Consider the following 22,819-nt stretch of genomic DNA (forward strand, 5'->3'; position numbering starts at 1 on the left):
CCACGATCGGCCGCGAGTACCGTTGCCCCATGCGCGTAGGCGTCCTGGACATCGGGTCCAACACCGGACACCTGCTCGTGGTGGACGCCCACGGTGGCGCCGCACCGCTCCCGGCGTTCTCCCACAAGCAGCCGCTGCGGCTGGCCGAGCATCTCGACGAGCAGGGCGCCGTCGACCCGACCGGCATCGACGCACTGACGGCGTTCACCGCCGAGGCCCTGCTCGTCGCCGAGGACAAGGGCTGTGAGGACATCATCGGGTTCGCGACCTCCGCGGTGCGCGACGCCGTCAACTCCGAGGACGTGCTCGACCACGTGCGCGAGCGGACCGGCGTTCGCATCGACGTGCTCTCCGGCGAGGACGAGGCCCGGTTGACGTTCCTGGCCGTACGCCGCTGGTTCGGCTGGTCCGCGGGCCGGCTGGCGGTCTTCGACATCGGCGGGGGCTCCCTCGAGATCGCCGGAGGCGCCGACGAGGCCCCGGACGTCGCGTGGTCGCTGCCGCTCGGCGCGGCGCGCCTGGCGCGGGCCCACTTCGGCCAGGGCTCGCCCAGCGAGGACGGCGTGCGGGAGATCCGCCGTGAGATCCGCGCCGAGATCGCCCGCGACGCGGGGCACCTCCTCCGAGCCGGCTCACCCGACCGCGCGGCGGCGACGTCCAAGACGTTCCGCTCGCTGGCGCGGATCTGTGGCGCGGCGCCGTCCGGCGACGGCGCGCTCGTGCCGCGCACCCTGCCGCTCGCCGAGCTGCGGGAGTGGATCCCCAAGCTGGTCGCGATGCCGACCGAGGAGCTGGCGTCGCTCCCTGGCGTCTCGCCCAGCCGCCGGCACCAGATCGTGCCCGGTGCCCTGGTCGCCGAGGGATGCATGGACATCTTCGGGCTCGACGAGCTCGAGATCTGCCCCTGGGCGCTGCGCGAGGGCGTGATCCTGGAGCGGCTCGACCAGATGTCGGTCCTGGCCGTCCAGTGACCCGGAAGTGATTCAGTCATGACGAGGATCGGGCTGTCGACCTCCTCGGTCTATCCCGAGTCGACCGCGCACGCCTTCGGCTACGCCGCGAAGGTCGGCTACGACGCGGTCGAGGTCATGGTGCTCGACGCGCTGAGCCAGCAGGTCGCCACGGTGCAGCAGCTCTCGGAGCACCACGGGGTGCCGGTCTCGGCGATCCACGCCCCCTGCCTGCTGTTCACCCAACGGGTCTGGGGGACCGAGCCGTGGGGCAAGCTCGAGCGCTCGGCCGAGATGGCCACGGCGGTGGGCGCCGAGGTGGTCGTCGTGCACCCGCCGTTCCGGTGGCAGAAGGAGTACGCCGCCCGCTTCGTCGACGGCATCGCCGCTCTCGAGGAGTCGACGGGCATCGCGTTCGCGGTCGAGAACATGTATCCCTGGCGGGCCTCGTCCAGGCGCGGCGTCGAGATGTACCTGCCCGGCTGGGACCCCTCGCAGGAGCCCTACGCCAACACCACCATCGACCTCTCGCACGCCGCGATCGCGGCCTCCGACCCGATCGCGATGGCCGACCGTCTGGGGGACCGGCTGCGGCACGTGCACCTCACCGACGGCACCGGTTCGGCCAAGGACGAGCACCTCGTTCCCGGGCGCGGCTCGGTCGGCGCGAGGGAGTTCCTCCAGCACCTCGCCCACACCGGCTTCGGGGGCGAGATCGTCGTCGAGATCAACACCCGCAAGCGAAACACCCGCACCGAGCGGGAGGCCGACCTGCGGGAGTCCCTGGAGTTCGCCCGCGAGCACTTCCTGGCCGCGAGGGCGGGATAGTCCAAGGGCGGGTTCGCCGTAGCCTCGTCGCATGTCCACCTCGTCCCGGCGCGGGCGGCGTCCCGGTTCGCCGGACACGCGCGCGGCCATCCTGGCCGCCGCCCGGGCGGCGTTCGCCTCCAGGGGCTTCGCCGGGACGTCGGTGCGGAGCATCGCGTCCGACGCCGGTGTGGACGCCGCTCTGGTGCACCACTACTTCAAGACGAAGGACGACCTGTTCCTGGCGGCGCTGGAGCTCCCTGTCGACCCGAGGGAGGTGCTGATCCCGGCGATCGCCGGTGGCCTCGACGGGGCCGCCGAGCGGATGCTCCGGGTGTTCCTCTCGGTGTGGGACGACCCGGAGCTCCGGCTGCCACTCCTCGGCCTGGTTCGCGGGGTCGTGGACTCCGACGGTCAGCGACTGATGCGCGAGGGCTTCCTGCCTGTGGTGCTCCAGCCCATCGGGGTCGCACTCGGCATCGACCGGCCCGAGCTGCGGATGCCGCTGGTGGCCAGCCAGGTCCTCGGGCTGATCGTCGTGCGCTACGTCCTCGCCGTCGAGCCGGTCGCCTCCATGCCGGCCGACGACGTGGTGTCGATCTATGCGCCGACCCTCCAGCGCTACTTGTCCGATCCACTGCCCTAGACGCATAATTCATCGCATGATGAAAAACGCGGTGGAGGTGCGGGCGCTGACGGTGGTCCGGGGCAGGCGCCGGGTGCTCGACAGCCTCGACCTCGACATCGAGGCCGGTGTGGTGACCGGGCTCCTCGGCCCCAGCGGGTGCGGCAAGTCGACGCTGATGCGCAGCGTGGTCGGGGTCCAGCGCACCCAGGGTGGCGAGGTGACCGTGCTCGGCGAGCCCGCGGGCAGCGCGCCGCTGCGCAGCCGGGTCGGCTACGTCACGCAGTCCGCCAGCGTCTACGGCGACCTGTCGGTCACCGAGAACCTCCGGTTCTTCGCGCGGGTGCTCGGAGTCGACGCCGACGAGGTCGCCCGGGTTGTGGCGGCCGTCGACCTCGACGACCACTCCGACGCGGTCGTCGGTGAGCTGAGCGGGGGGCAGCTCTCGCGAGCCAGCCTCGCCGTCGCACTGCTCGGCGAGCCGGACCTCCTCGTGCTCGACGAGCCGACCGTCGGCCTCGACCCGGTCCTGCGTCGGGACCTGTGGGCCCTGTTCCACCGCCTTGCCCAGGCCGGCGTGACCGTGCTCGTCTCCAGCCATGTCATGGACGAGGCCGAGCGCTGCGACCGGCTGCTGCTGATGCGTGACGGCGAGATCCTGGCGCACGGTACGCCGGCGGAGATCAAGGACGCCGGACGCGCCGAGGACATCGAGACGGCGTTCCTCGGCCTGGTCGAGGGTGCCGCATGACGCCCCGGGTCACCCTCGCGGTCGCCGCCCGGGTGCTGACGCAGGTTCGCCGGGACCGCCGGACGCTGGTCATGCTGCTCCTGCTCCCGTGTCTGCTGATGACCCTGCTCTGGTGGATGTTCGAGGGTCTGTCGCCGGAGACCTTCGACCGGTTCGGGCCCGCCCTGCTGGCGATGTTCCCTTTCATCGTGATGTTCCTGGTGACCAGCGTGACCACGCTCCGCGAGCGCTCGAGCGGCACCCTCGAGCGGCTGCTCGCGATGCCGATGGGCAAGCTCGACTTCCTGCTCGGCTACGCCATCGCCTTCGGCCTCGCCGCCGCCGCGCAGTCGGTGCTGGCGGTCGCGGTGAGCGTCGGGCTGCTCGGCCTCGACGTCGTGGGACCGGTCTGGCTGCTCGGGGTGGTCGCCGTGGCCGACGCCGTCCTCGGGACCGCCCTCGGCCTGCTCGCCAGCGCGTTCGCGCGCACGGAGTTCCAGGCGGTCCAGTTCATGCCGGCCATCGTGCTGCCGCAGATCCTTCTCTGCGGGCTGTTCGTGCCCCGCTCGGCGCTGCCCGGCACATTGTCGGCGATCAGCGACGCACTGCCGCTGTCCTACGCCGTGGACGCCATGCAGCACCTCACCCGGAGCACGTCGACCGGCGAGGTCTGGCAGGACCTCGCGGTGGTCGCGGTGTTCGCCCTCGGCTGCCTGGCGCTCGGCGCGGCCACCCTGCCTCGCCGCACACCCTGACCCGTAGCCTGGTGGGCATGGCCCTGCTCCGCCAGCCGCTGCTCCTCCTCTCGCGCAGCAACCAGGTCAAGAAGCTCGTCAGCTCCATGCCCATCTCGGCCGGGATCGTGCGCAGCTATGTCCCGGGGGAGACGACCGAGGCCGTCGTCGACGCCACGGCGCGGGAGATCGCCGACGGACTCCGGGTCACCCTCGACTTCCTCGGCGAGGACACCACCGACGTCGAGCGGGCCGAGGCCACCGTGGCGGCGTACGTCGAGGTGCTCAAGGAGCTCTCGTCCCGCGGCCTGACCCGCGGCCTGGTCGCCGGTGCCGAGGTCTCCGTCAAGCTCAGCGCGATCGGCCAGGCCCTGCCGGACAACGGCGAGAAGATCGCCCTCGAGAACGCCCGCGCCATCTGCCGCGCTGCGCGCAACGCCGGCACCACGGTCACCCTCGACATGGAGGACCACACCACCACCGACTCGACGCTGTCGATCCTGCGCGACCTGCGCAAGGACTTCCCGGAGACCGGCGCTGTGCTCCAGGCCTACCTGCACCGCACCGAGGACGACTGCCGGGCGCTCGCCTACGAGGGCTCGCGGGTCCGGCTGTGCAAGGGGGCCTACAACGAGCCCGAAGAGGTCGCCTGGCAGGACGGCCGGGACGTCGACCGGTCGTTCGTCAGGTGCCTCAAGGTGCTGCTCGCCGGGCAGGGCTACCCGATGATCGCCACCCACGACCCTCGACTGATCGAGATCACGTCCTCGCTCGCCAGCCGCAACGGCCGCGAGCCCGGCACCTATGAGTTCCAGATGCTCTACGGCGTCCGCCCGGAGGAGCAGCGGCGCCTGGTCAAGGCCGGGGAGACGATGCGCGTCTACATCCCCTACGGCACCGAGTGGTACGGCTACCTGATGCGTCGTCTCGCCGAGCGTCCGCAGAACCTGTCATTCTTCCTGAGATCCCTGATCTCGAAGAAGTGAGCAAGTCATGACCCAGACCGCCATCCTCGGCGCCGGCGTCATGGGCGAGACCCTCCTGTCGGGTCTCGTCCGGGCCGGGCGCCGGGTCGACCACCTGCTGGTCGGCGAGAAGCGGCCCGAGCGCGCCCGCGAGCTGGAGGAGCGCTACGGCGTCAGCGTGGTCGGCAACGTCGAGGCGGCCGCCAAGGCGGACACGGTGGCGATCGTGGTCAAGCCGCAGGACATGGCCGAGCTCCTCGACGAGATCGCCCCGTCGCTGCGGGCCGGCCAGCTGATCGTCTCGCTCGCCGCCGGCATCACGACCGCCTTCATCGAGGCCCGCGTCCCCGAGGGCGTCGCCGTGGTGCGGGTCATGCCCAACACCCCGGCGCTCGTCGACGAGGGGATGGCCGCGATCTCGCCGGGCTCACACTGCGACGACGAGCACCTCGCCGAGGCCGAGTCGCTGCTCGCGTCGGTCGGCAAGGTCGTCCGGATCCCCGAGCGCCAGCAGGACGCGGTGACCGCGATCAGCGGCTCCGGGCCGGCCTACATCTTCTTCGTTGTCGAGTCGATGATCGAGGCCGGTGTCCACCTGGGCCTGCCGCGGGCGACCGCCAGCGAGCTGGTCATCCAGACACTGGTCGGGTCCGCGAAGATGCTCCGCGAGACCGGCACCCACCCGACCGTGCTGCGCGAGCAGGTCACCTCGCCCGGCGGCACGACCGCCTCGGCGCTGCGCGAGCTCGAGATCCACAAGGTGCGAGCGGCGTTCCTCGCCGCCATGGAGGCCGCGCGGGACCGGTCCCGCCAGCTGGCTGAGGGATCTTGACCGCGAGCCAGTTTCACCGGCGCTGTACTGATCGGTGAGGTTGGTCAACCTGGTGATGGGTGGCGCTGACTTCTCGATCGCAGTGTGGGGCCGGTGGTGGTTGTAGTGGTGGAGCCATGCTGGCAGGGCTGCTCGGCGGGCTGATTCGGAGTTGTACAGCTTCTTGAAGGCCCAGCCGTTGGCCAGGGTGAGGTGGAAGCGTTCGATCTTGCCGTTGGTCTGTGGCCGGCGGGGTCGGGTGCGTTTGTGGATGATGCCGAGGTCGGCGCAGCTGTCGCGCCATAGGTGGGACACGTAGGCGCTGCCGTTGTCGGAGAGGACTTTCTCGACCGTCACTCCTCGTTCGGCGAACCAGGCGACTGCGCGGTAGAGCACGGCGACCGCGGTGACGGCGAGTTCGTCGTCATGGACCTCGGCATAGGCGACCCGGGAGTGGTCGTCGATGACCGTGTGCACGAACGCAGTCCCGATCTTGGGCTGGCTGCGGGCGTTCTTCGCGCCGGTGCGGTCACGGGTGGCTTGCCGGTTCCAGTTGCCTTGCTGTTTGCCGGTGAAGCGCCAGCCGCCGCCATCGGGGATGTTGCCGAGCTTCTTGACGTCGACGTGGATCATCGCGCCGGGGTGCGGGTGCTCGTAGCGGCGGACCGGTTCACCGGTGACCCGGTCGATGTGGCTGAGCCGGTTGATCCGGCAGCGGACCAGGATCGCGTGGACCGTCGATGGCGACAACCCGACCTGGTCGGCGATCTGCACCGGACCGAGTCGTTGCTTCCACCGCAGGTGCACGATCTTGCGGACCACCGGCTTGGGCGTCCGGTTCGGTGAGTGGTGCGGCCGTGAGGAGGCGTCGTTCATCCCTGCCGGACCAAACTGGCGGTAGCGGTCGACCCACCGCTTCGCGGTCGGCCAGGACACGTCGTACCGCTCGGCTGCGCGAGCGATCGGCCAGCCCTGCTCGACGACGAGCCGGGCAAGTCGCAAACGGGCTCGTGGGGTCAGGGCAGCGTTAGCGTGGGACACGAAGACCTCCTGGCGGTGTGAGCGGTTCCTAGACAGCTCCACTCCACGCCCGGAGGTCTTCGCCTTCCAAGCTCATTCAGATCGTGTCGTCACACGATCTCGACCAACGTGCCCGATCAGTACAGCTAGCCGGTGAATCTGGTGCTCAGCCGCTCAAGGATCAGCGGCGCCTCGGCCCGATGGTCCTCAACGGGCTCGCCGCGCGGCTGGCGTTCCTGCCGATCACCTCGGTCGGCCTCGCGGTGATCGTCAGCGTCTACGCGGCGGGCTCGGTGCCGGGCGAGTTCCTGCCGGGCGCCCAGGCGGCGTTCCTCACCTCAGCGACCATGGCCGCGTTGGCCGCGGTCGCGGGCGTGGCCGCCCTGGCGCGACGGAGGGCGACGCCACTCGCGGCATGATGACGGCATGACCGGCCTGCCGCTCGTCTGGGGTGCCACCCCGGACGAGCGGCAGCGCCCCTACCCGGCCGACACCGCGGTCCCAGGACCGGTGACGCTGATGACCCGGGCGATCACGGTGGCCGCACCCGTCGAGATCACGTGGCGCTGGCTCTGCCAGATCGCCGTGGCGCCCTACTCCTACGACTGGATAGACAACCGAGGTCGCCGCAGTCCGCGCGAGCTGACTCCCGGCGCGGACAACCTCGAGATCGGTCAGGCCATGGCGGTGGTCTTCCGGCTGGTCTCCTTCGACGACGGCCACCACTGGACCGCGGTCACCACGCCCCGCGGCGAGCGGCTCTTCGGCCCGGTCGCGATGACGTACGCCGCCGAACCCGACCCTTCCGGCTCGCGGATCGTCTGCCGGCTGGCCGTGGCCGCGGACAGCCCCCTACGTCGGGCCCGGGCCCACGCCCTGGCCTGGGGAGACCTGGTGATGATGCGCAAGCAGCTGCGGACCCTGAGGAAGCTGGCCGAGCGGGACGGCCTCACAGCCCGATAGCCGCCTCCGCAGCCGCGAGGACCGGTGCCGTCACCTCACGACAGCGCGCCTCGCCCGCGGCGTACCGCTCCGCGACGTAGCCCGGGTCGGCGGCCAGCTCGGCGTAGCGGGCCTGCACCGGCTCGAGGACCGCGACCACCGCATCGGTGACGGCCTTCTTCAGTGCCCCGTACGTCGCGATGCCCTCGGCCGAGCCGCCGCAGGCCTCGAGCACGTCGAGCAGGTTGGTCACACCCGGCTTGGCCTCCCGGTCGCGGCGTACGGCGTCGACGCCCGCATCCGAGTCGGTGACCGCCCGCGCCACCTTGCGGCGGACGACGTCGGGCGGGTCGAGCAGGAACACGGATCCCGCCCGGTCGGCCGACTTCGACATCTTCCGGGTCGGGTCGAGCAGGTCCATGACCCGGGCGCCTGCCGGGGGAGTGGCCACCTCGGGCACCGTGAACACCTGGCCGTAGCGACGGTTGAAGCGCAGTGCAAGGTCCCGGGTCAGCTCGACGTGCTGGCGCTGGTCGTCGCCGACCGGCACCTGCTCGGGGCGGTAGAGCAGGATGTCGGCGGCCATCAGGGCGGGGTAGGTGAAGAGCGAGACGCGTGTGGAATCCACGCCCCGACCCTTCTCCTTGAACTGCACCATCCGGTTCAGCTCACCGGTGGTTGCGGTGCACTCGAGCAGGTAGGCGAGCTGGGCGTGCGCCGGCACCCGGCTCTGCCGGAAGAGCGTCGCCTCCGTGAGCCCGACGGCCACCAGCAGCGTGGCCATCTCGGCGGCGTGCTCGCGCAGCAGCGCCGGGTCGTGGTCGGTGGTCATCGCGTGCAGGTCCGAGACGCCGTAGAACGCGTCGTCCTGGCGCTCCCGCATCGGCAGCAGTGCGCCGAGCAGGTTGCCGAGCGTGAGCCGGCCGGAGGGGGTGAGGAGGGAGAGGGTCCTGGTCATGGGTGAGCTCCTGACGTGAGGGCCCACGGGCGATGCGCCGGACATCCAGACCGGACATGCAGAACGGCCGCCCGTGGGCGGCCGTGAGATGAGTGTGCTGCAAACGGTGGGCCGCCGGTCAGGCGGGCCACCACATGAGGTGGGACGTCGTCAGCACGGGGGAGAGACTACCGTCACTCGTCATGGAGTGCCCGGAACCGGCGACGGTCGTCTTCGACCCGTCGCTCACCGACTACGACTTCGGTCCGGCGCACCCGATGAGCCCGCTCCGGGTGGACCTGACCATGCGCCTGGCCGCCGACCTCGAGGTCACCAGTGGGCGTCTCCGGATGGTCGACGCCCCGTTCGCCACCCTCGATCAGATCGCCACCGTCCACGACGCCCAGCTGATCGAGGCCGTGGAGCGCTGCGGCCGGACCAACCAGCCCGAGGAGCTGCTCGGGCTCGGCACCGACGACAACCCGGTGTTTCCCGGCATGCACGAGGCCGCCGCCCACGTCGTCGGCGCGAGCCTCGAGGCGTTCCGGCAGGTTTGGAGCGGCGAGTCCGGGCACGCCGCCAACGTCACCGGGGGGCTGCACCACGCGATGCGGGACCGGGCGAGCGGCTTCTGCGTCTACAACGACGTCGCGGTCGGCATCCAGTGGCTGCTCGACCAGGGTGCGCAGCGCGTGGCCTACGTCGACGTCGACGTCCATCACGGCGACGGCGTCGAGCAGATCTTCTGGGACGACCCCCGGGTGCTCACGATCTCGCTGCACGAGACCGGCCAGATGCTGTTCCCCGGCACGGGGTTCCCCGAGGACCTGGGCGGCGAGGGCGCCGAGGGGACGGCGGTCAACGTCGCCCTGCCGCCGGGCACCGCGGACGCCGGCTGGCTGCGCGCCTTCCACGCAGTCGTGCCGGACCTGGTCACGGAGTTCGCGCCGGACGTGCTCGTCACCCAGCACGGCTGTGACTCGCACGCCGCCGACCCCTTGGCGCACCTCATGCTCACCGTCGACGGCCAGCGGGCGGCCTACCTGGCGCTCCACGACCTGGCGCACCAGGCCGCCGGCGGGCGCTGGGTCGTGACCGGGGGTGGGGGCTACGCGCTGGTCGAGGTGGTCCCACGCGCCTGGACCCACCTGTTGGCGATCGTGGGCGGCTCCCCCTTGGATCCGTCGACCGAGACACCGGAGTCCTGGCAGGCGTACGTGCGGGAGCGCACCGGCGCCGTACCGCCCACGGTGCTCACCGACGGACGGACGCCCGGGTATCGGCCCTGGGCCGACGGCTACGACCCCGACACGTGGCTGGACCGGGCCGTCCACGCCACCCGCAAGGCTGTCTTCCCGCTGCACGGTCTCGACCCGCTGCCCTGAGAAAGCCCCCGAGCCGAGGGCAGGAGAGTTGTCAAGCGCAACTCGACACGCCGTAGACCACTTGCATGACTTTCGTGAACCTATTCCCCACGAGTCACAGGAAGCCCTATTCTCACCGTGCGTGGTTCGGAGCGCGCCGGTGGGGAAGCCGGCGGCCGGGCCAGGCGTGCAATGCAGAGAAAGTGGTGCGTGATGGCTGGAGACATGTCAGACGCGAAGTTCCTCACCGTGGCCGAGGTCGCGGCGATGATGCGCGTCTCGAAGATGACGGTTTACCGCCTCGTGCACAACGGCGACCTGCCGGCCGTCCGCGTCGGCCGCTCGTTCCGGGTGGTGGAGGAAGACGTCAACGACTACCTCCGCAACAGCTTCTACAACGCGGGCTGACTCCCGCCGCCGGGCCGCCTCCCACTGGGCAGCCTCGCGAGACCGACCTCACTGTCGGCGAGTTCGCTGCGCGCGCACCCGCCCGTTAGGCTGGGCCGGTCCCGCGGCACGAGACTCGTGGGTCTCCGAGAGTTGAGAGGTCTCCACGTGGGTTCGGTCATCAAGAAGCGGCGCAAGCGCATGGCCAAGAAGAAGCACCGCAAGCTCCTGAAGAAGACGCGCGTCCAGCGTCGCAAGCTCGGCAAGTAGGTCCGGCAGCCCGCAAGCCCATGGCCACCGGAGACCGTGTCGTCCTAGTCACCGGGGTCTCCCGCGACCTCGGTCGTCACTTCGCGCGCTCGCTGGCCACGGACCCGTCCGTGGGACGGGTGATCGGCGTCGACGTCGTGCCGCCGCGCGGTGACATCGGTGACGTCTCCTTCGTGCGCGCTGACATCCGCAACCCGGTCATCGCCAAGGTGATCGCCAAGGAGCGGGTCGACACGGTCGTGCACATGAGCGTCATCTCGACGCCCGGCAGCGCCGGCGGACGCAACACCATGAAGGAGCTCAACGTCATCGGCACGATGCAGCTGCTAGCCGCGTGCCAGAAGGCGCCGACCGTGGAGCACCTGGTGGTGAAGTCGACGACCACCGTCTACGGCGCCAGCAACCGCGACCCGGCGATGTTCACCGAGGACATGGAGCCGCGCCGCGCTCCCCGGGCGGGCTACGCCAAGGACGTCGCCGAGATCGAGAGCTATGTGCGCGGGTTCGCCCGTCGCCGCCCCGACGTGCGGGTGACCATGTTGCGCTGTGCCAACGTCATCGGCGCCCACGTGGTCAGCCCGTTGACCTCCTACTTCCGGCTCCCGGTCGTGCCCACCGTCCTCGGCTACGACGCGCGCCTGCAGTTCCTCCACGAGCGTGACCTCCTCGAGGTGCTGCGACACGCGGTCGCCCACGACATCCCGGGCACGTTCAACATCGCCGGCGACGGCATCCTGATGCTCAGCCAGGCGCTGCGCCGGCTGAAGCGACCCACCGTGTCCATGCCGGGCTTCGCGGTGGGCCGGGCCGGCTCGTTCCTCCGGCAGGCGCGGGTCGCCGACTTCTCGCCCGAGCAGCTCGGCTTCCTCACCTACGGCCGCGGCGTCGACACCACCCGGATGCGCGAGGAGCTCGGGTTCGAGCCCTCGATGACCACCGAGGAGGCGTTCGCCGAGTTCGGCCAGTCGCTGACACCGACCGGCGGCCACACCGAGCGCCTGCTCGGCGCGCTCGCCGACACGCTGCCGTCGACACCAGCGCTCCAGAGCTCGACGGGGGTCCTCGATGGGTGACGCGGAGATCATCCCGATCGGCACCCGTGGTCGTCCCGGTCGGGGGACCGCTAGCGGCAAGCCGTCGTCGGCCTCGCGCAGCCTCGCCGCCCCGCGCAAGCAGCCGGCGCCCAAGAAGGACGTTGACCCCTCACCGGTCGAGACGCCCGACGTCGAGGCGATGCCCGATGCTCCGGTGGCCAAGCCCGACCCGGTCCGCGAGGCGACCCGCGCCCACGACCGCGGTCCGCTCGCCGGCATCCCGGCCGGCGACTGGCTGGCGGCCTTCCAGCACGCCGCCAAGGAGATGTTCGGCGACCAGTGGGAGCCCCAGCTGGCGAGGTTCCTGGCGTTCCTGCGGCGCCGGGTCAGCGGCGACTACGTCGTCGACGAATACGGCTTCGACCAGGAGATCACCGAACGGTTCTTCATGACCGCGCTCCGGCCGATCGCCGAGAAGTGGTTCCGGATCGAGGTGCGCGGGGTGGACAACATCCCTGCGGACGGCGGTGCGCTGGTCGTCTCCAACCACTCCGGCACCATCCCGGTCGACGGCCTGATGACCATGGTGTCGATCCACGACCACACCGGCCGGTTCCTCCGGCCCCTCGGCGCCGATCTCGTCTTCAGGATGCCGATCGTGAGCGTGCTGGCGCGCAAGGGCGGGACGACCCTGGCCTGCAACGAGGACGCCGAGCGGATGCTGCGCGCCGGTGAGCTGGTGGGGGTCTGGCCCGAGGGCTTCAAGGGCATCGGCAAGCCCTACTCCGAGCGCTACAAGCTGCAGCGGTTCGGCAGGGGTGGGTTCGTCTCCGCCGCGTTGCGCACTGGCGTCCCGATCGTCCCCCTGTCTGTCGTGGGGGCCGAGGAGATCTACCCACTGGTCGGCAACGTGCCGGGCCTGGCCCGGATGCTCGGCATCCCCTACATCCCCATCACGCCGTTGTTCCCGCTGCTCGGCCCGCTCGGCCTGGTGCCGCTGCCGTCCAAGTGGCTGCTGGAGTTCGGTGAGCCGATCCGCACCGACGAGTTCGAGCCCGGCGCCGCCGATGACCCCATGCTCGTCTTCGACGTGACAGACCAGGTGCGTGAGACGATCCAGTCGACGCTCTACTCCCTGCTGATGAAGCGGGAGTCCGTCTTCCGCTGACGGCGCTCCGCGCCGTCGCGGAAGACGGAGGTCGAGGAGGGCGCGCAGCGCCCGTCACGAGACCAGGTGAGCCGAGGCTGGGACTGAGGCCCTGGAACTGAGGCCCTGGGACTGAGAACCCGCCTAGGGGTTGGTGATGTTGCCGACGACGTCGTTGACGCCTTCGACGACCTCGCTCACGACCGCTTCGACTTCAGGGACGTTGACGCTGGGGAGCTGTGTCGGGATCGAGACGTTGCCCGTGCCGAGCGGGTTCTGAGGCTGGTTGTTGCCGTTGCCGTTGCCCTGGCCACCCTCGGTGGCGCCCTGGGTGGGGAGCTCGAGCGGGTCGGCCGAGTCGGACTCGACGGCCTCGGTGGCGGTGGTGACCGGGTCCTTGTCGCCCTTGTCCGGCTTGCCTCCCTGGCCGGGCTCGGCCGCGTCCTCGCTCGCCTCGACCCCGGTCGCGACGGCGGCGTCGTCCAGCCTGGTGTCACCGCTGGCCAGGAGCTGCACCGGGATCTCGGTGATGCCGGTGCTCTCACACAGCGGGCACAGGTTGGCGGCCACTGTGTCGATCTCGAAGAGGACCTGAGCGGCCTCGAGCAGCGCCGGCTCGGCGCCCTCGGGGATGACCTCCTCGAGGACGGCCAGCTGCTCGATGCTCGTGGAGGCGAAGTCGCGCAGCTCGTTGATCGAGTCCTCGGAACCGGTCGCGGTGTAGTCGGCCATCAGCAGCTCGGAGGCCTCGGTGGCCTGTTCGGTGAAGGTGCCCAGCGTCTCGGAGACGGCAACGGCGTCGACGTCGTCCTGGTGGGCGAGCTGGTCGACCTCGTCGAGGCGGCCGGAGGCGTTCTCGAGGATGGTGGTGCCCTTGGCCTCGTCGCTGACGCTGAAGCCGGCCTCGGCGTTCTCCATGGCCCGCTTGAGCGGGTAGAGGACGTCTCCCGGGATGGCGCTCTGGGCGGCGACGGCCATCGAGGTGGTGGCGCCGACGATGGCGAAGCCACCGAGCGCGATGGCCAGGCGGCGTTCGCGCGGCGTACGCCGGGTGCGGACGGTGAGCCGCTCGGTCAGCGCGGCCGGGGAGTCGGGGACCACGAGCTCGGTCGCGGCGGCCAGCATGAGCCGCTCGCGAAGGTCGGAGACGAACGCGGGGCGCGCCTCCACGCGCTCCACCGCCTGCAGCGCGTCGACGAGCTCGAGCAGGGCGACGTCGCGAGGGTCGCCAACGGCCCCCCGCTCGCTGTCGAGCAAGGAGTTGAACCGCTCGGCGCCTCGTCGCGCCGGGTGCAGGCTACTCATCGCTGGTTCCTCGTTCGTTCGAGTCGGTGCCCGGCTCCCCGTGAGTGGGCCTCGACATCAGGTTGAACGAAACGCGAGAGCGGGAGGTTACGGCCGTCGACGCATTGTGGACAACGATTTCCGAAGGCACCACGGTCACCTCACCCCCTCCGGCATGAGCTTGGCCAGGTTGCGTACGCCGCGCAGCTGCAGCTGCTTGACGGCGCCCTCGCTGCGGCCCAGTACGTCGGCGGTCTCCGCGATGCTCATGCCCTGCAGGAACCGCATGATCAGGCAGTCCTTCTGCTCGGTCGGCAGCTCGGTGAGCGCCTTGAGCAGGATCTCGTTGGTGAGGCTGGCGAGCACGGAGGTCTCGGGTCCCTCGGTGGCGTCGTCGTGCAGCCCCATGTCCTCGGTCGTCAGCTCGAGGCGGGTGCGGCCGGCCTTGAAGTGGTCGGTCGCCAGGTTGCGCGCGATGGTCATCAGCCAGGCGCCGAAGTCCTTGCCCTGCCATCGGAAGCTCTGCATGCTGCGCAGCGCCCGGAAGAAGGTCTCGGAGGTCAGGTCCTCGGCCAGCGTGCTCGAGCGGGTGCGGTAGAAGAGGAACCGGTAGACCGAGCCCTGGTAGTGGTCGTAGAGCATCCCGAAGGCGTCGGCGTCGCCCTTGCGGGCCAGCTCGACGAGGGCGATGAGCCTGGTGCGGTCCTCCTCGGAGTCCTCGGAGGAAGTGGCCAGGTCGGCGTCACCGAACCCTCCGCCGACACCGGCGCTCACCCCGTCGGGTCGCTCGCCGGCGACCGCCTCACTCAGGACCCAGTGGGAGAGGCCGGACGAGGCCGTGGCTCGGCGCCCGTCGACCGTGACCAGCACGGGCTGGGGAGTGAGCGGTTGGAGGGTCTCGGCGAGGGCGCGTGCGACCGCGTCGCGCAAGGCGCTGAGCCCGCGCGCGAGATCCTGCCTCTCTCGCGACATCCTGGGTTTTCCCTCCCGAAGCATCGCTGCTCCCCCGTTGAGCCTCTTCATGGTAGAGGCGCAGGTCACATCGCGGAACCAAACGTGCTGAGCGCCACATTCAGCGCACAGTCGTCCACTCGAATGGCGGGAGCCCGAGGAGATCGGCCCAGGCTCAGTGGCGGCGGTCCTTGATGGAGATCCCCGCAGCCACCGCGCCGGTGACCCCACCGGCGACAGCGGCGGCCACCAGCCCCGCCCGCGCCGCCTTGCGGCCGGTGCGGTAGTCGCGGATCCGCCAGCCCTGCTCCCTGGCGTGGTGGCGGAGCTTGGCGTCCGGGTTGATCGCACACGGGTCGCCCACCAGGGTCAGCATCGGCAGGTCGTTGTAGGAGTCGGAGTAGGCCGAGCACAGGCTCAGGTCGAGCCCCTCGCGCGCGGCCAGCGCCTTGATGGCCTCGGCTTTCGCCGGGCCGTGCAGCATGTCGCCGACCAGGGCACCGGTATAGACACCGTTCTTGTGCTCGGCCACGGTCCCCATCGCCCCGGTGAGCCCGAGTCGTCTCGCGATGATGCCGGCGATCTCGATCGGCGCGGCGGTGACCAGCCAGACGCGTTCCCCGCGGTCGAGGTGCAGCTGGGCCAGGGCGCGGGTGCCGGGCCAGATCCGGTGCGCCATCGCCTCGTCGAAGATCTCCTCGCCCAGCTCCTCGAGCTCGGCGACGGTGTGCCCGGCGATGAACGCGAGCGCGGAGCTGCGGGCCTCGGCGACGTGCTCGGGATCTTCCACGCCGACGACGCGGAAGTAGGCCTGCTTCCACGCCGCGCCCGCGATCTGCCGGGTCGTGAAGAACTTGCGCCGGTGCAACCCGCGGGCCAGGTGGAAGATGCTCGCGCCCTGCATGACGGTGTTGTCCACGTCGAAGAACGCGGCCCGGGACGGGTCGGCGGGGGTGTCGAGGGCCGTCTCGACCTCCGCCGCGGCAGCCGCGGCCTCGCCGGCGAGCGTGGACCGCTGCTGCAGGTCCAACCGGCGCGGGCGTTCTGGAGGGGGCACGAACCAGAGGTTAGTGACCACTAGCGGGGCTGTCGTCCTCCGGACGGGGGCGCCGCTGTGTGGAATCATCCGTCCATGCCTGCTCCGGACGACGAGCTCGCGCCCGCCCGGCCGGCCACGGACGTTGCCGACCTGCTGATCCGCGCCGCCGCCGAGAACCCCGACAAGCTCGCCGTTGTCGAGGCGGGCGGCCGTAGCACCACCTGGGCCGAGCTGGAGGACGAGGTCGGTCGGCTCGCCACCGGTCTGGGCGCCTCCGGAGTCGTGGCCGGCCACCGGGTCATGATCGTGATGGGCAACCGGCTCGAGTTCGTCGCGACCTATCTCGGGATCCTGCGGGCCCAGGCCGTCGCCGTGCCCGTCAACCCGATGGCGACCAGCGGCGAGCTCGCCCGGATGATCGCCGACTCCGGTGCCCGCGTGGTCGTGACCGACGCCGACTCCGTGACCGCCGTGCGCGCCGCGGTCGCCGCGCTCGACGAGGCGATGGCGGGGGACCACCCCGAAGGGTCCATCGAGGACGACCTGTTCTCCCGTCTCGTCCGGCCGCGGCTCGTCGTGGTGGGAGCGACGCTGCAGCCCGGCGAGCGGTCCTACGACCACCTGCGCGCCGAGCGCGCGCAGCCCATCCCGCCGCTGCAGGACCCCGAGAAGCTGGCCGCACTGCTCTACACCAGCGGGACGTCCGGCCGTCCTCGGGCCGCGATGCTGACGCACCGGGCGCTGCTCGCCAACATCGAGCAGGTCGCCTCGGTCGACCCGCCGATGATCCACGGCGACGACGTGGTGCTGGCCGTCCTGCCGATGTTCCACGTCTACGGCCTCAACGCGGTCCTCGGCGTCGCGTTGCACCATCGCGCCAAGCTGGTGCTCGCCGCGCGGTTCGACCCGCAGGGCACCCTCGACCTGATCGAGGACGAGGCTTGCAGCGTCATTCCCGTCGCGCCGCCGGTGTTCGCCTACTGGCGCGACGTCGACGGGCTGCGGGAGCGGCTCGGTCCGGTGCGCCTCATGCTCTCCGGCTCCGCGCCGCTCGCGCCGGAGCTGATGGAGGAGTTCACCGAGCTGACCGGCATCCCCATCCACCAGGGCTACGGCCTCACCGAGGCGGCGCCGGTCGTGACCAGCACCCTGGTCAGCAAGGAGCCGCAGACCGGCTCGGTCGGCGCGGCCCTGCCCGGTGTGGAGATCCGGCTCATCGACGAGTTCGGCAGTGCTCCGGAGGGCGAGGACGCTGGCGAGATCTCCATCCGGGGGGCAAACCTGTTCAGCGGCTACTGGCCCGACGGCTCGGACGGCCCCGACGCCGAGGGCTGGTGGTCCACGGGCGACGTGGGCTTCCTCGACCCGAGCGGCGACCTCTTCCTGGTCGACCGGCTCAAGGAGCTCGTGATCGTCTCCGGGTTCAACGTCTACCCGATCGAGGTCGAAGAGGTGATCCGCGAGGTCGACGGCGTCACCGAGGCCGCCGTCATCGGGGTGGACGACGAGCACCAGGGCGAGGCGGTCGTGGCCTACGTCGTCGCGCCGGGCCGGGACGCCGACGAGGTCGAGTCCGCCGTGCGCGCCCACTGCGAGACCAGGCTGGCGCGGTTCAAGCAGCCGAGCCGGGTCGAGGTGGTGGGGGAGCTCCCGGTCGGCGTGACCGGCAAGGTCCAGAAGGGCCGGCTGCGCGGCATGGAGCGGCGGCGGGCGCTGGGCCTGCTGGAGTGAGCGTGACCGCTCGCGTCACCCTCTACGGCAAGCCGGGCTGTCACCTGTGCGACGACGCCCGGGCGGTCATCGAGCGGGTGTGCGCGGACCTCGGGGAGTCGTACGAGGAGATCTCGATCCTCGACGACCCCGCTCTGGCGGACCGCTTCGGCGAGGAGATACCGGTGACCTTCGTCGACGGGCGGCAGCATGACTTCTGGCGGGTTGACGAGGCGCGCCTGCGAGCGGCACTGGCGGGCTGACCCGCCCCCGGTCAAGTCCAGGCGCTGTGGTATTGCCGACAATGGTTCGGTTTTGTTCTCCCGTTCACAAGCGCCTAGCCTGATCAGCGCGATCGCCGCCGGGGCAGACGGGCCTCTCGGTTCCCCTCCGGTGGCTGGAGAGAAGACCGGTACCACCAGTGACCGCACGGACGAACGGCCAGAGCGCCCGGGACATCCCCGAGGCCACGGTGGCGCGGCTGCCCGTCTACCTCCGGGCACTCAGCGCACTCGCCGAGGCGGACATCACGACCTGCTCGAGCGAGGAGCTCGCCGCTGCGGCAGGCGTCAACAGCGCCAAGCTGCGCAAGGACCTCTCCTACCTCGGCTCCTACGGCACGCGCGGTGTCGGCTACGACGTCGACTACCTGCGCTACCAGATCGCCCGCGAGATCGGCGTGACCCAGGACTGGCCTGTCGTCATCGTCGGCATCGGCAACCTCGGTCACGCGCTCGCCAACTTCTCGGGCTTCCGCAGCCGCGGCTTCCGGGTCGTGGCCCTCCTCGACGCCGACCCCGAGCGACACCGCGAGGTCGTCGCCGGCATCGACGTCCGGCCGTTCGACGACCTCGACGAGATCGTCGCCGAGCACGGCGTCGCGATCGGCGTCATCGCCACTCCGGCCAACGCCGCCCAGGCAGTCGCCGACGCCATGGTCGCCGCCGGCATCAGCAGCATCCTCAACTTCGCGCCGACGGTGATCGCGGTGCCCGACGGCGTCGACGTGCGCAAGGTCGACCTGTCGATCGAGCTCCAGATCCTGGCCTACCACGAGCAGCGCAAGGGCCACGACCAGCGGACCGTCGAGGTCGCGGAGGTGACCACGTGAGCGTGCTCGTCGTGGGCATCTCCCACAACTCCGCTCCGGTCGCGCTGCTCGAGCGCGTGGCGCCGGAGGCGGACGCCGTGCCCAAGCTGGTCCAGAAGGCCGCCGCGAGCGAGCACGTCGTCGAGGCCACGATCATCGCGACCTGCAACCGGGTCGAGATCTACGCCGAGGTCGACCGGTTCCACGGCTCGGTCGAGGAGCTCTCCATGCTCCTCGTCGAGCGTGCGGGTCACTCGACGGAGTCGATGCTGCCGCACCTCTATGTCCACTACGACGACGGCGCGGTCTCCCACCTCTTCCAGGTCGCCGCCGGGCTGGACTCGATGGCGGTCGGCGAGGGCCAGATCCTCGGCCAGACCCGCGACGCGCTGCGACTCGGCCAGGAGCTGGGCACCGTCGGACCCGCCCTCAACGTGCTGTTCCAGCAGGCCCTCCGGGTCGGGAAGCGCTCCCGCGCCGAGACCGACATCGACCGGGTGGCGCCGACGTTGGTGAGCGCCGCCCTGGACCGCTCGTCCGGCTCGCCGGGCGACCCGGGGTCCGTGGCCGGCCGCCGGGTGCTGGTCGTCGGTGCTGGTGCGATGGCCGGGCTCGCGACCGCGACCGTCACGCGCCGGGGCGCCGACCGGGTGACCGTGGCCAACCGGACACCGGAGCGGGCCTCCCGTCTGGCGACGGAGTACGCCGCCACGCCGGCCACGCTCGCCGACCTCCCGGACGCGCTGGCCGCCGCCGACCTGGTGATCGCGTGTGTCGGGGCGTCCGGCGTCCTCATCACCCGCGCGATGGTCGAGGAGGCCCGGCCGGAGGGTCGGCCCATGACGTTCGTCGACCTGGCCATGCCGCACGACGTGGACCCGTCGGTGAGCGACCTGCCGGGGGTCACCCGGATCGACCTGGGCGACCTCGCGGACGAGCTCCACGCGTCCGAGGCCGGCCGGGAGGTTGAGGAGGTGCGCCGGATCGTCACCGAGGAGGTCACTGCCTTCCTCGCGGCCCGGCGGCAGGCCAACGTCACTCCGACGGTCGTGGCGCTGCGCTCGATGGCGACGGCCGTCGTCGACGCCGAGGTCAGCCGACTCGCCGGCCGACTGCCCGACCTCGACGACGAGACCCGCGCCGAGATCCTCCAGACCATGCGCCGGGTGGCCGACAAGCTGCTCCACGAGCCGACCGTGCGGGTCAAGGAGCTGGCCAACGAGGAGGGCGCGGTGTCCTACGCCGCCGCGCTCGCCGAGCTGTTCGCCCTCGACCCCGAGGCGGTCGACGCGGTCACCAGGCCGGAGGGGCTGGCACCGTGAGGACCGTCAGGATCGGCACCCGCGCCTCGCTGCTCGCGACCACCCAGGCCGAGCTCGTGGCGGCGATGTTGCGCCAGCGGCTCGGGTGGGCGACCGAGCTGGTCGAGGTGACCACCGACGGTGACCGCAGCCAGGCCGGCGGCACGCCGCTGGCCGCGGTCCCGGCCGCCGGCACGGGGCTCTTCGTCGGTGCCCTTCGCGACGCGCTCCTGGCCGGCGAGGTCGACGTCGCCGTGCACTCGCTCAAGGACCTCCCGACCTACCCGCACGAGGGGGTCGTCCTGGCGGCGATCCCCACGCGCGAGGACCCGCGCGACGTCGTCGTCGCCCGCGACGGCCTGACTCTGGGCGAGCTGCCGGCCGGCAGCCGGGTCGGCACGGGCTCACCGCGCCGGGTCGCCCAGCTGCTGGCCCTCGGCCTCGGTTTGGACGTGGTCGGAGTTCGTGGCAACGTCGACACCCGCGTCGCCAAGGTCCGATCGGGCGAGCTCGACGCGGTTCTGCTTGCCCGCGCCGGCCTGGCGCGCATCGGCCGGCTGGAGGAGGTGACCGAGGTGCTCGACCCGCTGCAGATGCTGCCCGCACCCGGTCAGGGCGCCCTGGCCGTCGAGTGCCGCGCCGCCACCCCGGACGCCGACCTCGCCGCCCAGCTCGCACTCCTCGACCATCCGGCCTCCCGGGCCGCGACTGCCGCCGAGCGCGCGGTCCTGGCCACCCTCGAAGGGGGCTGCTCGGCCCCGGTCGGCGCGCTTGCCGACGTCGTCGAGGGTGAGGACGGCGAGGAGCTCTGGCTCCGCGCGGTCGCCCTGTCGACCGACGGCACGCTGTCGGTGCGCAGGTCCGCCTCCGGCGACGTCACCGACGCCACCGGGCTGGGCGAGCGCCTGGCCAAGGAGATGCTGGCCGACGGCGCCGCCGACCTCGAGGCAGGCACCGAAGCCGCCACCGAGGCCGCCACCCAGACGACCAACCACCCCACGACCTGATCACGCAAAGAGATAGACAGGGTGCACGACGCATGACGCGAGGCAAGACCACTTCAGAGGGCGAGACCACCACCCGCGGCTGGGTGTCGTTCGTGGGCAGCGGCCCCGGCGACCCCGACCTGCTGACGGTGCGCGCCGTCGACCTGCTCAAGCAGGCCGACGTCGTGGTGACCGAGTCCCCCGAGCACGCACCCATGGTTCGTCGGCTGCTCGGCATCACCGAGCCCCCGGCCGCCAACAGCGCTGACGGGGCGGAGGAGCCGGCAGCCGTCGAGGGCCCGACGTTCGTCGACGGTGGTTTCGGCGAGGACGGTCAGCCCCTGACCCACGCCGCCCGCGCGAAGGTGGTCGTCCGCCAGGCCAAGGGCGGGCGCCGCGTCGTGCGCCTGATGACCGGCGACCCGTTCCTCTACGCCTCCGGGCCGGAGGAGGCCCAGGCCTGCGCCAAGGCCGGCCTGCCCTTCGAGATCGTCCCGGGCGTCTCCTCGGTCTCGGCGGTGCCCGCCTACGCCGGCATCCCGCTGACCACCAAGAACCACCGCGAGGTGGCCGTGGTGACGTGCCACAGCTCGGTGGACTGGAGCCAGTACGCCGACGACCGCACGCTGGTGCTGCTCTCGGGCGTCAACATGTGCGGCGAGGTCGCCAAGGCGCTCATGGACGCCGGGCGCTCGCCGCAGACCCCGGTCGCGATGACCCGGGTCGGCACCACCACCGATCAGGAGACGGTGATCTCCACCCTCGAGAACCTCGCCGCCGACGTCCGGGCCGCCCGGATGGCGCCGCCCGCGATCATCGTGATCGGAGACGTCGTCGACCTGCGCGAGACGCTCTCCTGGTTCGAGACCAAGCCCCTGTTCGGCTGGCGGGTGCTGGTGCCGCGCACCAAGGACCAGGCCGGTCCGCTGGCCGCCCGGCTCCGCGGCTACGGTGCGGTCCCCGACGAGGTGCCCACCATCTCCGTCGAGCCGCCGCGCAACCCGCTGCAGATGGACAAGGCCGTCCGTGGGCTGGTCGAGGGGCGCTACGAGTGGATCGCCTTCACCTCGGTCAACGCCGTCAAGGCGGTCCGCGAGAAGTTCGAGGAGTACGGCCTGGACGCCCGCGCCTTCTCCGGGCTCAAGATCGCCGCGGTCGGTGACAAGACCGCCGCCGCGATCGCGGCCTGGGGCCTGCGCGCCGACCTGGTGCCCTCGGGCGAGCAGTCCGCCGCCGGCCTGCTGGCGGACTGGCCGGAGTACGACGAGCTGCTCGACCCGATCAACCGGGTCTTCCTGCCGCGCGCCGACATCGCGACCGAGAACCTGGTCGCCGGCCTGATCGACCTGGGCTGGGAGTGCGACGACGTCACCGCCTACCGGACGGTCCGGGCCACCCCGCCGCCGGCCGAGACCCGTGACGCGATCAAGTCCGGCCGGTTCGATGCGGTGGTGTTCACCTCGTCCTCGACGGTGCGCAACCTGGTCGGCATCGCCGGCAAGCCGCATCCCTCGACCGTCATCGCGGTCATCGGCCCGGCCACCGCCAAGACCGCCGAGGAGCACGGTCTGCGGGTCGACGTCCTGGCCGCCAAGCCGGACGTCGAGGTGCTGGTCGACGCGCTGGCCGACTTCGGGGCGGCCCGCCGCCTGGAGATGCTCGAGGCCGGCCAGCCGGTCACGCGTCCGTCCGAGCGCAAGCCCTCGGCCCGCAGGCGCCGGGCGGAGTAGCCGAC

Annotated in this window: 24 protein-coding genes and 1 pseudogene; 20 read left to right on the plus strand and 5 right to left on the minus strand. The window is 71.4% G+C overall.

Annotated elements, in window-relative coordinates; translation table 11 throughout:
- Positions 1 to 29: 29 nt before the first annotated feature.
- Genes ACYVC6_RS05670 through proC form a run of 7 tightly spaced genes read left to right on the plus strand, consistent with a single transcriptional unit; the run spans position 30 to position 5,643 of the window.
- The gene (locus ACYVC6_RS05670) at positions 30 to 971 is read left to right on the plus strand and encodes a Ppx/GppA family phosphatase (protein WP_460711845.1); all 942 of its coding nucleotides are present in this window, start codon (positions 30 to 32) and stop codon (positions 969 to 971) included.
- Between the two features lie 18 nt (positions 972 to 989).
- Positions 990 to 1,778, plus strand: coding sequence for a sugar phosphate isomerase/epimerase family protein (locus ACYVC6_RS05675; RefSeq protein WP_460711847.1), 789 nt, complete (start codon positions 990 to 992; stop codon positions 1,776 to 1,778).
- 31 nt (positions 1,779 to 1,809) lie between these two features.
- Entirely contained in the window at positions 1,810 to 2,403 is a 594-nt protein-coding gene (locus tag ACYVC6_RS05680; RefSeq protein ID WP_460711849.1) for a TetR/AcrR family transcriptional regulator, read from the plus strand.
- A gap of 16 nt (positions 2,404 to 2,419) precedes the next feature.
- Positions 2,420 to 3,133, plus strand: coding sequence for an ABC transporter ATP-binding protein (locus ACYVC6_RS05685; protein ID WP_460711851.1), 714 nt, complete (start codon positions 2,420 to 2,422; stop codon positions 3,131 to 3,133).
- A complete protein-coding gene (locus ACYVC6_RS05690) occupies positions 3,130 to 3,867 on the plus strand; it encodes an ABC transporter permease (RefSeq protein ID WP_460711853.1) in 738 nt (245 codons plus the stop codon). The genes ACYVC6_RS05685 and ACYVC6_RS05690 overlap by 4 nt, the downstream gene beginning before the upstream one ends.
- 17 nt (positions 3,868 to 3,884) lie before the next feature.
- Positions 3,885 to 4,832, plus strand: a complete 948-nt coding sequence (locus tag ACYVC6_RS05695; protein WP_460711855.1) for a proline dehydrogenase family protein — start codon at positions 3,885 to 3,887, stop codon at positions 4,830 to 4,832.
- A 7-nt stretch (positions 4,833 to 4,839) separates the two neighbouring features.
- Positions 4,840 to 5,643, plus strand: coding sequence for a pyrroline-5-carboxylate reductase (proC, locus tag ACYVC6_RS05700; protein ID WP_460711857.1), 804 nt, complete (start codon positions 4,840 to 4,842; stop codon positions 5,641 to 5,643).
- Between the two features lie 24 nt (positions 5,644 to 5,667).
- On the opposite strand, the pseudogene ACYVC6_RS05705 reads toward proC, so the two are convergent.
- Positions 5,668 to 6,663: pseudogene (locus tag ACYVC6_RS05705) on the minus strand (IS481 family transposase); the annotation flags it as partial.
- Positions 6,664 to 6,842: 179 nt separating this feature from the next.
- On the opposite strand from ACYVC6_RS05705, the gene ACYVC6_RS05710 reads away from it, so the two are divergent.
- Positions 6,843 to 7,061, plus strand: a complete 219-nt coding sequence (locus ACYVC6_RS05710; RefSeq protein WP_460711859.1) for a hypothetical protein — start codon at positions 6,843 to 6,845, stop codon at positions 7,059 to 7,061.
- Positions 7,062 to 7,068: 7 nt separating this feature from the next.
- Positions 7,069 to 7,605, plus strand: coding sequence for a hypothetical protein (locus ACYVC6_RS05715; protein WP_460711861.1), 537 nt, complete (start codon positions 7,069 to 7,071; stop codon positions 7,603 to 7,605).
- On the opposite strand, the gene trpS is transcribed toward ACYVC6_RS05715, so the two are convergent.
- A complete protein-coding gene (trpS, locus tag ACYVC6_RS05720; protein ID WP_460711863.1) occupies positions 7,592 to 8,542 on the minus strand; it encodes a tryptophan--tRNA ligase in 951 nt (316 codons plus the stop codon). The two genes, ACYVC6_RS05715 and trpS, sit on opposite strands and share 14 nt — an antisense overlap.
- A gap of 182 nt (positions 8,543 to 8,724) precedes the next feature.
- Between trpS and ACYVC6_RS05725 the strand changes: the two genes are divergently transcribed.
- The 5 genes from ACYVC6_RS05725 (at position 8,725) to ACYVC6_RS05745 (ending at position 12,744) form a co-directional block, all read left to right on the plus strand.
- Complete coding sequence (locus tag ACYVC6_RS05725) at positions 8,725 to 9,906, plus strand: acetoin utilization protein AcuC (RefSeq protein WP_460711865.1); 1,182 nt, start codon at positions 8,725 to 8,727, stop codon at positions 9,904 to 9,906.
- A 204-nt stretch (positions 9,907 to 10,110) separates the two neighbouring features.
- The gene (locus tag ACYVC6_RS05730; protein ID WP_460711867.1) at positions 10,111 to 10,293 is read left to right on the plus strand and encodes a helix-turn-helix domain-containing protein; all 183 of its coding nucleotides are present in this window, start codon (positions 10,111 to 10,113) and stop codon (positions 10,291 to 10,293) included.
- Positions 10,294 to 10,440: 147 nt separating this feature from the next.
- Complete coding sequence (locus ACYVC6_RS05735) at positions 10,441 to 10,542, plus strand: 30S ribosomal protein bS22 (RefSeq protein WP_008356322.1); 102 nt, start codon at positions 10,441 to 10,443, stop codon at positions 10,540 to 10,542.
- 20 nt (positions 10,543 to 10,562) lie between these two features.
- Positions 10,563 to 11,615: an NAD-dependent epimerase/dehydratase family protein gene (locus ACYVC6_RS05740; RefSeq protein WP_460711869.1), complete on the plus strand. Its 1,053-nt coding sequence runs from the start codon at positions 10,563 to 10,565 to the stop codon at positions 11,613 to 11,615.
- Positions 11,608 to 12,744, plus strand: coding sequence for a lysophospholipid acyltransferase family protein (locus ACYVC6_RS05745; RefSeq protein WP_460711871.1), 1,137 nt, complete (start codon positions 11,608 to 11,610; stop codon positions 12,742 to 12,744). Before ACYVC6_RS05740 ends, ACYVC6_RS05745 begins: the two co-directional genes overlap by 8 nt.
- Positions 12,745 to 12,867: 123 nt before the next feature.
- On the opposite strand, the gene ACYVC6_RS05750 is transcribed toward ACYVC6_RS05745, so the two are convergent.
- The 3 genes from ACYVC6_RS05750 to ACYVC6_RS05760 form a co-directional block, all read right to left on the minus strand.
- A complete protein-coding gene (locus ACYVC6_RS05750; RefSeq protein ID WP_460711873.1) occupies positions 12,868 to 14,028 on the minus strand; it encodes a DUF5667 domain-containing protein in 1,161 nt (386 codons plus the stop codon).
- 135 nt (positions 14,029 to 14,163) lie between these two features.
- On the minus strand, positions 14,164 to 14,979 hold the full coding sequence (locus tag ACYVC6_RS05755; RefSeq protein WP_460711875.1) for a sigma-70 family RNA polymerase sigma factor: 816 nt from the start codon (positions 14,977 to 14,979) through the stop codon (positions 14,164 to 14,166).
- A 154-nt stretch (positions 14,980 to 15,133) separates the two neighbouring features.
- Entirely contained in the window at positions 15,134 to 16,015 is an 882-nt protein-coding gene (locus ACYVC6_RS05760) for an HAD family hydrolase (protein ID WP_460711877.1), read from the minus strand.
- A gap of 75 nt (positions 16,016 to 16,090) precedes the next feature.
- On the opposite strand from ACYVC6_RS05760, the gene ACYVC6_RS05765 reads away from it, so the two are divergent.
- The 6 genes from ACYVC6_RS05765 (at position 16,091) to ACYVC6_RS05790 (ending at position 22,814) form a co-directional block, all read left to right on the plus strand.
- On the plus strand, positions 16,091 to 17,728 hold the full coding sequence (locus ACYVC6_RS05765) for a class I adenylate-forming enzyme family protein (RefSeq protein ID WP_460711879.1): 1,638 nt from the start codon (positions 16,091 to 16,093) through the stop codon (positions 17,726 to 17,728).
- 2 nt (positions 17,729 to 17,730) lie between these two features.
- Positions 17,731 to 17,970, plus strand: coding sequence for a glutaredoxin family protein (locus ACYVC6_RS05770; RefSeq protein WP_460711881.1), 240 nt, complete (start codon positions 17,731 to 17,733; stop codon positions 17,968 to 17,970).
- Positions 17,971 to 18,128: 158 nt separating this feature from the next.
- Entirely contained in the window at positions 18,129 to 18,818 is a 690-nt protein-coding gene (locus tag ACYVC6_RS05775) for a redox-sensing transcriptional repressor Rex (protein ID WP_460711883.1), read from the plus strand.
- Positions 18,815 to 20,119, plus strand: a complete 1,305-nt coding sequence (locus ACYVC6_RS05780; RefSeq protein WP_460711885.1) for a glutamyl-tRNA reductase — start codon at positions 18,815 to 18,817, stop codon at positions 20,117 to 20,119. Before ACYVC6_RS05775 ends, ACYVC6_RS05780 begins: the two co-directional genes overlap by 4 nt.
- Positions 20,116 to 21,105 carry a hydroxymethylbilane synthase gene (gene hemC / locus ACYVC6_RS05785; protein ID WP_460711887.1) on the plus strand — a complete coding sequence of 330 codons (990 nt, stop codon included), beginning with the start codon at positions 20,116 to 20,118 and terminating at the stop codon, positions 21,103 to 21,105. The genes ACYVC6_RS05780 and hemC overlap by 4 nt, the downstream gene beginning before the upstream one ends.
- A 32-nt stretch (positions 21,106 to 21,137) precedes the next feature.
- On the plus strand, positions 21,138 to 22,814 hold the full coding sequence (locus ACYVC6_RS05790) for a bifunctional uroporphyrinogen-III C-methyltransferase/uroporphyrinogen-III synthase (protein WP_460711889.1): 1,677 nt from the start codon (positions 21,138 to 21,140) through the stop codon (positions 22,812 to 22,814).
- Positions 22,815 to 22,819: the final 5 nt, after the last annotated feature.

The organism is Nocardioides dilutus, from assembly GCF_054779555.1.